The sequence below is a fragment of the Serratia sp. FDAARGOS_506 genome (assembly GCF_003812745.1).
Lineage (GTDB): Bacteria > Pseudomonadota > Gammaproteobacteria > Enterobacterales > Enterobacteriaceae > Serratia.
The window spans coordinates 4,684,709-4,696,862 of sequence record NZ_CP033831.1 but is presented as its reverse complement, the minus strand read 5'-3'; the positions used below and the strand labels follow the sequence as shown (position 1 = coordinate 4,696,862).

Here is a 12,154-nt window from a genome sequence, read left to right as displayed (position 1 = left end):
TTGAGTCAGGCATTGGCATAAAGCCGCATTGCGGCTAGGGTGAGGAAGAGCGGCGAACTGCCGACAACTTTCCAACGGTACAGGAGCAGGCGATGGATACCGACGATCAACGCAGAGAACAGATAGACCAGGAAGTGGGGCGTGCGGTGCGGCGTTTGATTGAAGAAAACAAGGTGGTCGATCGCGACCACCTGGTGGCGATGTTGAACTTAATACAGCGGGACGAAACCGGCACGCCGCGCGAAGCGGCGCTGGCCGCGGCGGCGCAGCTGGTCGCCTTGGGCAAGTAGCGCCGAATTGGCCGCATACCGGGTAGCCTCGCTGGGCTACCCACATCATTTTGCGATTCTCTTGCAGAATCCTTTTTCAATACCGGGACGGCTATGCATATCACGTTGCGTCAACTGGAAGTCTTCACCGAAGTGCTAAAAAGCGGTTCGACCACTCAGGCCTCGGTGGTGCTGGCGCTGTCGCAATCGGCGGTCAGCGCGGCACTGGCCGATCTGGAGGGGCAGCTGGGCGTGCAGTTGTTCGATCGCGTCGGCAAACGGCTGGTGATCAACGAGCACGGCCGGTTGTTGTATCCCAAGGCGCTGGCGCTGCTGGAGCAGGCGGGGGAGATCGAGCAGCTGTTTCGCCATGACGGCGGGGCGCTGCGCATCGCCGCCAGCAGCACCATCGGCAACTACATGCTGCCGGAGATGATCGCCCGTTACCGCCGGGACTTTCCGGCCACACCGCTGGAGCTGAACGTCGGCAACAGCCAGGACGTGATCGTGGCGGTGGCGGATTTCCGCGTCGATCTGGGGCTGATCGAAGGGCCTTGCCATATGCCTGAGCTGGTGACTCAGCCGTGGCTGGAAGACGAGCTGGTGGTGTTCGCCGCGCCGGACAACCCGCTGACCCGTCAGCCGCCGACGCTGGAGGCGTTGGCTAACGCACAGTGGATCCTGCGCGAACGCGGTTCGGGCACCCGCGAGGTGCTGGATCATCTGCTGCTGTCGCATCTGCCGCACTTCCAACTGGTGATGGAGCTGGGCAACTCGGAAGCGATCAAGCACGCAGTGCGGCACGGCATTGGCATCAGCTGCCTGTCGCGGCGGGTGGTGGCGGAACAGCTGGCCAGCGGTGCGCTGGTGGAGCTGCCGGTGCCGCTGCCGCCGCTGCGGCGCACCCTGTACCTGATCCGCCATCGGCAAAAGCACATTTCCAACGCATTACAGCGTTTTCTCAGCTATTGCGCGCTGTAATTGGCAGCGCGTCACGTCCTCTGCTGCCGCGCAGGCCGGAAAAAGCATAAAAACCTGCGCGCGCTCACATTAATGAGAGTAAGTAAGGCCATAAGGGCCGTGGCTAATAATTGCCACTGAATTATGAAGCTATCTTATATCAGTGCAATGTTGCTAGTTCACCGGCGGGTATTTGTTACAATCCGCCCTCATTTTTCAAAGAGCAGATAGGGTACGAATGGCTCAGCAGGATATAAAAACATCGGGGCAGCAAGCACCCGGATTGCGTCGTGAGCTGAAAGCCCGGCATTTGACCATGATCGCCATCGGCGGCTCCATCGGCACCGGCCTGTTCGTCGCCTCGGGCGCCACGGTTTCTCAGGCAGGCCCCGGCGGGGCGCTGTTGTCTTACGCTCTGATCGGTTTGATGGTGTACTTCCTGATGACCAGTTTGGGCGAACTGGCGGCCTTTATGCCGGTCTCCGGTTCATTCTCCACCTACGGCGCCAAATACGTAGAAGAAGGCTTCGGCTTCGCGCTGGGCTGGAACTACTGGTACAACTGGGCGGTGACCATCGCCGTTGACTTGGTGGCTTCGCAATTGGTGATGAGCTACTGGTTCCCGGACACCCCCGGCTGGATATGGAGCGCACTGTTCCTCGGCCTGATGTTCCTGCTGAACTACATTTCGGTGAAAGGGTTCGGCGAGGCGGAATACTGGTTTGCGCTGATCAAGGTCAGCACCGTGATTATCTTCATTGCCGTCGGCGTGCTGATGATCGTCGGCATTTTGAAAGGCGGCGAGCATGCCGGCTGGCAGAACTGGACGATAGGGGACGCGCCGTTCGCCGGTGGCTTCTCGGCGATGATCGGCGTGGCCATGATCGTCGGCTTCTCGTTCCAGGGCACCGAGCTTATCGGCATCGCGGCCGGCGAATCGGAAAACCCGGGTAAAAACATCCCGCGCGCGGTGCGTCAGGTGTTCTGGCGTATCCTGCTGTTCTACATCTTCGCCATTCTGATCATCAGCCTGATCATTCCGTATACCGATCCGAGCCTGCTGCGCAACGACGTGAAGGACATCAGCGTCAGCCCGTTCACCCTGGTGTTCCAGCATGCCGGCTTGCTGTCGGCGGCGGCGGTGATGAACGCGGTGATCCTGACGGCGGTGCTGTCGGCCGGTAACTCGGGCATGTACGCGTCTACCCGCATGCTGTTCACCCTGGCGTCGGAAGGCAAGGCGCCGCGCATCTTCGCCAAGCTGTCGAAAGGCGGCGTGCCGCGCAACGCGCTGTACGCGACCTGCGTGGTGGCCGGGTTGTGCTTCCTGACCTCGATGTTCGGCAACCAGTCGGTTTACCTGTGGCTGCTGAACACCTCGGGCATGACCGGTTTCATCGCCTGGTTGGGCATCGCCATCAGCCACTATCGTTTCCGTCGCGGTTACATGCTGCAAGGGCGCGATCTGAATGATTTGCCGTACCGTTCCGGGTTCTTCCCACTGGGGCCGATCTTCGCCTTCGTGCTGTGCCTGATCATTACCCTGGGCCAGAACTACCAGGCGTTTCTGCAAGACAAGATCGACTGGTACGGCGTGACAGCAACCTACATCGGTATTCCGTTGTTCCTGCTGATCTGGTTCGGTTACAAGCTGTCGCGCGGCACCCGCGTCGTGAAGTACAGCGAAATGGAATTCCCGAAGATGGACGTGAAATAATTTTCGGTGAGTGATACGCGGCGGGGGTTCCCGCCGCGTATGGTTTACTTTTTCCCGCCTTTGGCTTCCGCCAGCGCCTGCTGCGCTGAGCTCATCAAGTCGTCCACCGTCGCATAATCCTGCGTCAGCGCCAAAATGCCGGCGCTAAGCTGCATGTTCACCTCGCCGAATGCGCCAAAATCATAGGGCGTCTCCAGCGGCGGCATGATGCGCGCCAGGAACTCGCTTTCCGCGCCGTAAGGCAGATCGTGCACCAGAATCAAAAACAGACCGCCGGTGTAGCGGCAGACAAAATCGCTGGGGCGGATCAGCGTCTTGAGACGTTCGCCGACGGTGCGCAGCACGTCATCGCCAATCTGTACGCCGTGGCTTTGGTAGAGCGCCGCCAGTGGGCCGAATTCAAGAATGAACAGATGAGAGATCGACTGCGTCGCTCCAGGGCGGCAGATGCTGCGCATCACCGCCTCGCCACCGGCGCGGTTGAGGAAACCGGTCAGGCGATCGCGGTGGGACGCCAGTTGCTTTTCCCACGCCAGCATGACGCGTTGCACCAGCTGGCGGTGATAGCGAGCGATCATGCCATGGGCCAGCACCAGCCACAGCGGCGCGAGGTCCGCCAGGACAAACAGGTTTTGCACGCGTGACAGCGGGGCCGCCAGCAGGTAGGGCAGCGTCAGCGCGATCACTTCAAGCAGTGCAAAACGCGGCGCGGCCGCATGGCGCTGCATCAGCCAGCAGGCCAACGCAGTGATCGTCAGACCGGCGAACAGGATCAGCACGAAACGGCCCGACAGCATCGCCAGCGCGGCGCTGGCGCCGACCAGCAGCATCCACAGCAACACCGTCACCAGCATGGCGTTCGGCCAAGCCGGTTGGCGCCGCTGCGCCAGCCAGGCGCGCCCGGCGGTCAACAGCAGTAGCAATAGAAGCAAACCGATGCCGACCAGACGCTGGTTCAGCCAGGCGTACCCCACCAGCAGCGCCGCCGGCCCTACGGCATTCAGCCAGGGAGTCAGCGGGGAGGGCGTCAGCGTGAGCCGCAACTGGCGTTGAAACGGCTCGTCGTCGGCGTGCAGCGGACTGTGCAACAGCCAGTTCAGCAGCGCCGGGCGTTTGGGCGTTATCGCCGGAGATGGACTTCTCATTACAGCCTCGTTAATAAGGCCGCTCTTGCGGCGGCCTGAAAGTTTTTGCACGCGCGGTGCCGTGGTTTTGGATTCTATGTGGTTTTGGCGTTATTTGTCAGAGTCTGGTCGGATCAGGAATAATTTTCAGAATAATGAACCTAATGGCCTTGGCAGAGGTGAATCTGAAGGACTAAAAAATGGCGAGGAAAAACAAATTATTACATTTCGGCAATGCTGTTTTTACCGATAGATATGATTGATAAGTATTATCGTTTGCTTTATTGTTGACGGCTGCGCGCAGGCTGTCGCCGCGCACTTCCCGGTCTACGGCGGTCGCTTTCGCGCCGCTGTCATGATGGTTGTAACAGGTATCTTAACTAATGAGCATATCCACCGATCCCATGACTGAAGCCAAGGGGCAACCCGACGCCGGCGTGATGGGGCGTTATCAGCATATTCTTCGCCATCGCCTGTTGATGATGGGCGCGTTGGCACTGGCGATCCTGGGCTCGCTGCTGCTGGATTTCACCATGGGGCCATCCGGCCTGTCGCTGTCATCCTTATGGCAAACGCTGCTCGACCCCGCCGCAGCCGATGCCGGCACGCGGGTGATCGTCTGGGACATCCGCTTGCCTTACGCGCTGATGGCGGTGGTGGTGGGCTTTGCGCTCGGCCTGGCCGGGGCGGAAATGCAGACCATCCTGAATAACCCGCTGGCCAGCCCCTTTACCCTCGGCGTGTCTTCCGCCGCGGCCTTCGGCGCCGCGCTGGCGATCGTGCTCGGCATCGGCATTCCCGGCATTCCCGATCAGTGGTTTATCTCCGCCAACGCCTTTATCTTTGCGCTGTTCGCCGCACTGATGCTCGACGGCATCACGCGCTGGACGCGGGTCGCCACTTCCGGCGTGGTGCTGTTCGGCATCGCGCTGGTGTTTACCTTCAACGCGCTGGTATCGATGATGCAGTTCATCGCCAGCGAGGACACGCTGCAGGGGCTGGTGTTCTGGACCATGGGGAGCCTGGCGCGTGCCTCATGGGACAAGTTGGGCATCCTGTTTGGCGTATTCGCCGTGCTGCTGCCGCTGTCGATGATGAGCTCGTGGAAACTGACCGCGTTGCGTCTGGGTGAAGACCGGGCGGTGAGCTTCGGCATAGATGTGCGCCGTCTGCGGCTGGCCACGTTGCTGCGCATCAGCATTCTCTCGGCGCTGGCGGTGGCGTTCGTCGGGCCGATCGGCTTTATCGGTCTGGTGGCACCGCATATCGCCCGCATGATCTTCGGCGAAGATCACCGTTTCTATCTGCCGGCCAGTGCGCTGATTGGCGCGCTGGTACTGTCGATGGCCTCGGTGGCGTCGAAAAATCTGGTGCCTGGCGTGATCATTCCGGTGGGCATCGTTACCTCGCTGGTCGGGGTGCCGTTCTTCCTGAGTATTATTCTGCGCCACCGGGGGAACGTATGAGCCAGGGCTTGCGGATAGAAAACTTCTCGGCGGGTTACCCGAAACGTCCGGTGATTGTCGATCTCTCGGTGCCGCTGCTGCCGCGTGGGAAAATCACCGTGCTGCTGGGGCCGAACGGCAGCGGCAAATCGACGCTGCTGCGCTCGCTGGCCGGGTTGAACCCGGCACAGGGCAAGCTGTGGCTGGACGACGTCGATCTGATGCAGATGCCGTTCGCCCGTCGGGCGGAGAACGTAGTGTATCTGCCGCAGTCGTTGCCCGCCGGGGTGCATCTGCACGTGCTGGAGTCGATCATCGTGGCGCAACGCGCCTCGGGCGGCCGCAGCAACGCCGGCAGCGAAGCGGAAGTGATGGCCCTGCTGGAGCAGCTGGGCATCGCGCACCTGGCGCTGAGTTACCTCGATCAACTGTCCGGCGGCCAGAAACAGCTGGTGGGATTGGCGCAGTCGCTGATCCGTCAGCCCTCGCTGCTGTTGCTGGATGAGCCGCTGAGCGCGCTCGATCTCAACTATCAGTTCCACGTGATGGATTTGGTGCGCCGCGAAACCCGCAAGCGCAATATCGTGACGGTGGTGGTGGTGCACGACATCAACATCGCGCTGCGCCACGGCGACCACGTGCTGATGCTGCAGGATGGCGATCTGATCGCCGACGGCGCGCCGGATCAGGTGATTACGCCGCAGAGCCTGGCGCGGGTCTACGGCGTGCGCGGGCGCATCGAACGCTGCTCGCAGGGCACGCCGCAGGTGCTGATAGACGGCCTGGTAAACCAGCCGACGATTTAACCCAAGAAAAAGCCCGGCATTGCCGGGCTTTCTTTATCGTGCAGTGTGGTTCAGGGCCTCGCTCACGCGTTCGACGACGAGCTGGGCGGTGACGATGCCGCCGGACAGATAAACCTCGGCCGCCGGCAGGTAAACCACCTGGCCTTTTTTCACCGCCGTGGTTTTCTTCAGCGCGGTGCCGGTAAGGATTTTCTGCGGTGCTACCGCGTTCGGCCGTCCGGTTGCGGTGTCTCTGTCGATAACGAACAGCCAGTCCGGATTCAGTTTGGCCACCTGCTCAGGCGTCAACTTGTTGCCGCGCACGTCTTTTTCGTCGGACTGCAGCGCAGACGAGAAGCCGAGGGCGTCATAGACGAAGCTGAAACGGCTCTTGGGGGCGTAGGCGCTGATCTTGCCCCCGGAGAACAGCACCACCAGCCCGCGCCCGGCCTGGGCGGCCTGCGGTTTGACCGCCGCGATCTGCGCATCCAGCTTATCGACCGCCGCCTGCGCCTGCTGCCGCTTATCGAACAGCTCGCCCAGCTGCAGCGTGCGCTGTTTCAGGCTGCCCAACTGATCCTGCGGATCGACGGACATGTTCAGCGTCGGCGCCAGCGCGTTCAGCTCGTCATAGGCTTTGGACGCCCGGCCGGCGATCAGGATCAGATCCGGCTTGGCGGCGCGCAGCACGGCCATATCCGGCTCGAACAGGGTGCCGGCATTGAGGTATTTGTCATCCTGATAGCGCTTCAGGTTATCCGGCAAGTTCTGGCGGTTGCCGGGCAGCGCCAGCGGCTCGACGCCCAGCAGCTGCAGCGTTTCAAGCGAGGCGTAATCCAGCACCACGATGCGCTGCGGGTGCTTTTTCACCTCGGTGCTGCCGTTCAGGTGCTGGACGTTGACGGTGGCCGGAGCTACCGGCGCGTCGGTTTTGCTGTGACAACCCGCCAGCGCCATCGTGGCCAGCAGGGCGATCATCAGGGGGGAGCGACGTAATCTCATGGAGCTTCCTCATGGTGATGGAATGAGAAGGGCGCGCAGCGCGCGCCCGGGGCATCAGAAGTTGTAGGTCATACCGACGGTGTAACGGCGGCCGTCCAGCGTGGTGCGGTAGTGATCGTAATCCACGGTTTTGTCGAGGATGTTGTAAACCCCGCCGGTCAGTTGCAGGTTTTTCGCCGCCTGATAGCTCAGGCCCGCATCGACGAAGGTGTAGGACGGCGTGCTGGTTTCCATCGATGTACGGCTCAGGTAGTCTGAGGTGCGGCTGCGGAAGTTAACGCGCGACCACAGGCTGAGGTCCTGCGTGGCCTGCCAGTCCAGCACGGTGTTGAGCATGTGCTTCGGCATCTGGTTGAGCGCTTTACCCTGGAAGTCGCCGCTCTTCTGCTCGGAAGCGGTGTAGGTGTAGTTGGTGTTCCACTTCCAGTCTTTGTTGATCTGCCAGCCGAAGGTGGCTTCTACGCCGCGCATATTGGCTTTGTCGACGTTGACGCGATCGCTGATAAAGTCATAGACATCGTTGCCGATCTTGCAGTCCGGCGTGTCTTCGCAGCGGCGTACTTCGGTGATCTTGTTTTTGAAGTCGGTGTTGAAGACCGTCACGCCGGCGTTGACGCCTTTCAGGCTATCCCACATCAGGCCGATCTCTTCGCTCAGGCTCTTCTCTGGCTGCAGATCCGGGTTGCCGACGATGATGCCGTTACGCACGCCGCCGCCGGTGGCCTGGCCCCAGCTGGCGGAGGATTGGCGCAGATCCGGCGAACGGTAGCCGGCGGAGACGCCGCCTTTCATCGTCCACTGCTCGGTCAGGTGCCAGACGCCGTACATGCGCGGCGACCAATGGCTGCCGAAGTTCTGATCGCGGTCCATACGGATGCCGCTGGTCAGGCTGAAGTCGTTGGTCAGCGCCCATTCGTCTTCGGCGAACAGTGCCCAGCTCCAGCGCGTCAGCTGGTTGACGTCTTTCGCCGAGCTCAGCTGGTTGCCGCTGTCACCCAGTTTCTCATAGCGGTATTGGCCGCCGAGGTTCAGCATATGGGAGCCCAGCTCGAACTGGTTCTGGGTGTTGAAGATGGTGTTGTACATCTTCATCTTGCGGCCCGGGTTATTGGTTTCTTCCCGCTGAACGTAACTGGTGGAGTTACCGAAGTCGTAATAACCGTTGTGGGTCAGCGAGTAGTTGGTGCGCGTATAGAGGTTTTCACTGCGAGAGGTAGGTTTGCACTTGCCTTTGCTGCAGCGCTCCGCCACCACCGATTTGCCCGGCGTGCTGTTGCGATCCTGCAGCGAGCGGCCGATTTCGAAGTCGAATTCGTTTTTCTCGTCTGGCGTCAGGGTGAACACCGCAGTGCCGCTGCGCATGCGCTGCTCGTTGTAACCGTTGGCGATTTTATCTTCGGCACGACGCGACAGCAGGCCGTTGACCCGCACGCCGAGCAGGCCTTCAATCAGCGGGCCGGAGGCGTAGGCGTTGGTCTGGAACAGATCGCCGGAATCGCGGTTTTCCTGAAGGGTGGCGTCGCCGTGCAGCGAGCCTTTCCACTCGGTGCGGGAGGTCTTGCGGGTGATGACGTTGATCACGCCGCCCATGGCGTCGGAACCGTACAGCGAAGACATCGGCCCGCGCACCACTTCGATGCGTTCGATGGCTTCCATCGGTGGCAGCCAGCCCTGTTCGATGCCGGCGTTGTCGCTGTTCGGACGGGTACCGCGGGTATCAACGCGCTTGCCGTCCACCAGGATCAGCGTGTACTTGGAAGACATGCCGCGGATGCTGATGTCGCTGCTGCTGGCGCCGCCGGTGACCACTACGCCCGGTACGTCTTTCAGCGCGTCGGTCACGTCGCGATAGGCCTTGTCTTCGATTTGCTGGCGCGGGATCACCGAGATGGAAGCGGCGGAGTCCTGAATTTTTTGCTGGAAGCCGGAGGCGGTGACGACCATGGTGTCCTGGGTATCGTCCTGCGGCGCGGCCAACGCGGCGGTGGCGCTGAGTGAGGCGACGACCAGAGCGGCGAGCTTGCTGTAACGTGGCGTTTCCATGAGGTAAACCTTTCCTGGATTGAAGTGAAAGTAATTAACCAATTGAATTTCTAATGAAATTATTCATCGTTCGCTGAGAAATCCGTCGCTTCGTCAGCGTTGCGTGAGGGTATTGTAAGGATTTTTTACTGAATGTAAACGCTAATGATAATTCATATCATTTGTATGATTGTTATTCTGACTGGGAAGGGTAACCGGATGAATTAAAGGGAAAAGCGGCGCAGCGAGCGTGCGCCGGGGAGAATCAGCGTTTCTGGATGTAGGTGATGGCCAGCGCCAGTGCCAGCACCAGGCCCTTGATAATGTCCATGGCGTAGTAGGGCACCGACAGCATCACCAGGCCGTTTTGCAGCACGCCGAGGATCACTGCGCCGATCAGGGTACCGAGCGCATTGGGTTTACCGGCCCCGGCCAGTGAGAAGCCGATATAGGCCGCCGCCACCGCATCCATCAGATAACCGCCGCCGGCGTTGACCTGCGAAGAGCCGATACGTGACGCCAGCAAGATGCCGCCAAGTGCCGCCAGCCAAGAGGAAATGACGTAAGCGGCAACCCTGTAACGCACGGTGCGGATGCCCGACAGGCGCGCCGCTTCGGGGTTGCCGCCGATGGCATACATGCGGCGGCCATGCTTGGTCAACGACAGGAACAGCTGCACCGCTACGGTGACCGCCAGCATGATCAGCACGATCACCGGGACCTGGCCGAGGGCGGAAAACACCTCCGGGATCAGGCCTTCCGCCATGTCACCATTCGGCAGCACCATGTTTTGGGTGATGGAGCCGCCGTAGCTGTAGGTCATCGCCACGCCCTGGATCACGAACAGGCTGGCCAGCGTCGCCAGCATATCGGGAATTCTGAACACCACGATCAGCAGGGCGTTGAACAGGCCGACCAGCGTGCACAGCAGCAGCGTTACCACGATGGCGCCGGTGGTGCCGAATCCGTGCCAGACGAACAGAGAAATCACCAGCGCGTTGGCCAACGAGGCGGTCGAGCCGACCGACAGATCGAAACCGCCGACCGACAGCGAGATAGAGACGCCGATAGCGATCACCGTCACGATGGCGATCGAACGCAGGATATTGATGATGTTGTTGGCATCGAGAAAGTTGTCCGACGCCAGGCCGAACAGGGCGATCAGCGCCGCTACGGTCAGCAACATGCCCCATTTGTAGAGGAAATCGAACAGCTGTTGGCGCCAGGGCAGCGCAGGCCGCAGGGCTAATTCTTTACTCACGCAGGGGTTCCTCCGGTGGAATAGAGCAATAAGGTTTCTTCGTCAATGTCGGCGGCGTTCAACTCCGCCACGATGCGGCCGTCCCACAGCACGCAGATGCGATCGCACAGGCCAACCAGCTCGGCGAACTCGCCGGAGGCGTAAATCACACCTTTGCCGGCGCGCGCCAGGCCGTCGATCAGGCCAAACAGCTCCTGCTTGGCCTTGATGTCCACGCCCTTGGTCGGCTCATCGAAGATCAGCACCTCGGCGTCGCCGCGCAGCCATTTGCCGATCGCCACTTTTTGTTGATTGCCGCCGGACAGGCGCGCCAGCCGCTGTTGCGGGCCCGAGGCGCGAATGTTCAGGCGCTGCATGATCTCGCGCGCCCAGCGCAGCTCTTGCCGTCGGCTGAACAGGCTCCAGCGCGAGAAGCTGTCGTCGGCGCTGACGCTCAGGTTCATCGGGATCGCCTCATCGATGAAAATGCCTTCTTTGCGGCGTTCCTCCGGCACCAGCGCCAGCCCCTGTTCGACCGAGAGATGCGGCGCGCGCGGCGCCCAGGGTTGCCCGCGCAGTTCGCCGCGCTCGAGCTGCACGGCGCTGGCGCCGAACAGCGCTTTGCACAGCTCGGTTTTGCCCGCTCCGGCCAGCCCGGCGATGCCCAGGATCTCGCCCTCATGCAGCCGCAGCGAAACGTCGCGCAGCTTGTGGCGATCGCGCAAGCCTTGCACCTGCAGCAGCGTTCGCTCGGCGCGCGGCGGGCGCGGCGGCGGGAAAATGTCGTCCAGCCGATGGCCGAGCATCTTCTCGACGATCTGCTCGCCGCTCAGCCCACGCATGGGGTCTTCACTGACGCGCCGGCCGTCGCGCAGCACCGTCAGCCGATCGCAAATGTCGCTCAGTTCGTGGATGCGGTGGGAAATAAACACGATGCCGATGCCTTCGGATTGCAGGCGGCGCACCACGTTAAACAGGCGCTCGCTCTCGGCGCGATCGAGCGGCGCGGTCGGTTCGTCGAGCACCAGAAAACGGCAGCGGTGCGACAGCGCGCGCGCCAGCAGCACCTGCTGTTTTTCCGCCAGCGTGCAGTCCGCCAGCCGCCTGCGCGGATTGAGCGGCAACGCCCATTGCTGCAGTAGCTGCGCGGCGCGGCGGTGCAGTTCCGCCCAGTTCAGCCAGTGGCCCGGCTCGTTCAGCCAGTCCAGCATGATGTTTTCCGCCACCGACAGCGTGGGGATCAGCGCGACGTCCACCTCTTGCTGCACCACGTGAATACCGTGGCGGCGTGCTTGCAGCGGGGAGTGAATCGCCACCGCCTGGCCATCGATCAGGATCTCGCCGCGATAATGATCGTGGGCGCCGGAAAGGATTGCCATCAGCGTCGACTTGCCCGCGCCGTTGGCACCGACCAGCGCATGGATTGAACCGCCCTGCAGTGTGAAGTCCACGTCCTGCAGCGCGTTGAAGCCGGAGAAGGCGATCGAGATATTGCGCATCTCGAGGCGTGAAGGCGTTGCGGTTGACATAGGTTAGTAAGGCCGTTTAGATGTTTAGATGGCTGTTTTGCTCTGTTGTAACACAGATTGC

The 12,154-nt window shown here is 61.4% G+C and carries 10 protein-coding genes; 5 read left to right on the top strand and 5 right to left on the bottom strand.

All coding sequences use genetic code 11. The features are described from left to right. Positions 1 to 92: 92 nt before the first annotated feature. The 3 genes from EGY12_RS22750 to EGY12_RS22740 all read left to right on the top strand — a co-directional run bounded on the left by EGY12_RS22750 (position 93) and on the right by EGY12_RS22740 (position 2,946). Positions 93 to 290 (top strand): hypothetical protein, encoded by a 198-nt coding sequence (locus EGY12_RS22750; protein WP_123895467.1) that lies wholly within the window; start codon positions 93 to 95, stop codon positions 288 to 290. Between the two features lie 93 nt (positions 291 to 383). After that, the gene (gene yieE, locus EGY12_RS22745) at positions 384 to 1,250 is read left to right on the top strand and encodes a DNA-binding transcriptional regulator YeiE (protein WP_123895466.1); all 867 of its coding nucleotides are present in this window, start codon (positions 384 to 386) and stop codon (positions 1,248 to 1,250) included. A 217-nt stretch (positions 1,251 to 1,467) separates the two neighbouring features. Then, positions 1,468 to 2,946, top strand: coding sequence for an amino acid permease (locus EGY12_RS22740; protein ID WP_025160186.1), 1,479 nt, complete (start codon positions 1,468 to 1,470; stop codon positions 2,944 to 2,946). Positions 2,947 to 2,990: 44 nt separating this feature from the next. Here the strand turns inward: EGY12_RS22740 and EGY12_RS22735 are convergent, their stop codons facing one another. Next, on the bottom strand, positions 2,991 to 4,091 hold the full coding sequence (locus EGY12_RS22735; RefSeq protein WP_123895465.1) for a GGDEF domain-containing protein: 1,101 nt from the start codon (positions 4,089 to 4,091) through the stop codon (positions 2,991 to 2,993). 362 nt (positions 4,092 to 4,453) lie between these two features. On the opposite strand from EGY12_RS22735, the gene EGY12_RS22730 reads away from it, so the two are divergent. Together EGY12_RS22730 and EGY12_RS22725 are read left to right on the top strand one after the other, a co-directional pair. Beyond that, positions 4,454 to 5,536: an iron ABC transporter permease gene (locus EGY12_RS22730; RefSeq protein WP_123895464.1), complete on the top strand. Its 1,083-nt coding sequence runs from the start codon at positions 4,454 to 4,456 to the stop codon at positions 5,534 to 5,536. Continuing rightward, entirely contained in the window at positions 5,533 to 6,321 is a 789-nt protein-coding gene (locus EGY12_RS22725) for an ABC transporter ATP-binding protein (RefSeq protein ID WP_123895463.1), read from the top strand. Before EGY12_RS22730 ends, EGY12_RS22725 begins: the two co-directional genes overlap by 4 nt. 33 nt (positions 6,322 to 6,354) lie before the next feature. On the opposite strand, the gene EGY12_RS22720 is transcribed toward EGY12_RS22725, so the two are convergent. The 4 genes from EGY12_RS22720 to EGY12_RS22705 form a co-directional block, all read right to left on the bottom strand. Further along, entirely contained in the window at positions 6,355 to 7,302 is a 948-nt protein-coding gene (locus tag EGY12_RS22720; protein WP_123895462.1) for a siderophore ABC transporter substrate-binding protein, read from the bottom strand. A 54-nt stretch (positions 7,303 to 7,356) separates the two neighbouring features. Next, positions 7,357 to 9,345 carry a ligand-gated channel protein gene (locus tag EGY12_RS22715; protein ID WP_123895461.1) on the bottom strand — a complete coding sequence of 663 codons (1,989 nt, stop codon included), beginning with the start codon at positions 9,343 to 9,345 and terminating at the stop codon, positions 7,357 to 7,359. A gap of 244 nt (positions 9,346 to 9,589) precedes the next feature. Beyond that, positions 9,590 to 10,585: an ABC transporter permease gene (locus EGY12_RS22710; protein WP_033648150.1), complete on the bottom strand. Its 996-nt coding sequence runs from the start codon at positions 10,583 to 10,585 to the stop codon at positions 9,590 to 9,592. Next, positions 10,582 to 12,093, bottom strand: a complete 1,512-nt coding sequence (locus tag EGY12_RS22705) for a sugar ABC transporter ATP-binding protein (protein WP_123895460.1) — start codon at positions 12,091 to 12,093, stop codon at positions 10,582 to 10,584. Before EGY12_RS22705 ends, EGY12_RS22710 begins: the two co-directional genes overlap by 4 nt. Between the last annotated feature and the right edge of the window lie 61 nt (positions 12,094 to 12,154).

Coding starts and splice junctions, on each gene's coding strand:
- EGY12_RS22750 (WP_123895467.1), top strand. CDS start 93: ATGGATACCGACGATCAACGCAGAGAACAGATAGACCAGGAAGTGGGG.
- yieE (WP_123895466.1), top strand. CDS start 384: ATGCATATCACGTTGCGTCAACTGGAAGTCTTCACCGAAGTGCTAAAA.
- EGY12_RS22740 (WP_025160186.1), top strand. CDS start 1,468: ATGGCTCAGCAGGATATAAAAACATCGGGGCAGCAAGCACCCGGATTG.
- EGY12_RS22735 (WP_123895465.1), bottom strand. CDS start 4,091: ATGAGAAGTCCATCTCCGGCGATAACGCCCAAACGCCCGGCGCTGCTG.
- EGY12_RS22730 (WP_123895464.1), top strand. CDS start 4,454: ATGAGCATATCCACCGATCCCATGACTGAAGCCAAGGGGCAACCCGAC.
- EGY12_RS22725 (WP_123895463.1), top strand. CDS start 5,533: ATGAGCCAGGGCTTGCGGATAGAAAACTTCTCGGCGGGTTACCCGAAA.
- EGY12_RS22720 (WP_123895462.1), bottom strand. CDS start 7,302: ATGAGATTACGTCGCTCCCCCCTGATGATCGCCCTGCTGGCCACGATG.
- EGY12_RS22715 (WP_123895461.1), bottom strand. CDS start 9,345: ATGGAAACGCCACGTTACAGCAAGCTCGCCGCTCTGGTCGTCGCCTCA.
- EGY12_RS22705 (WP_123895460.1), bottom strand. CDS start 12,093: ATGTCAACCGCAACGCCTTCACGCCTCGAGATGCGCAATATCTCGATC.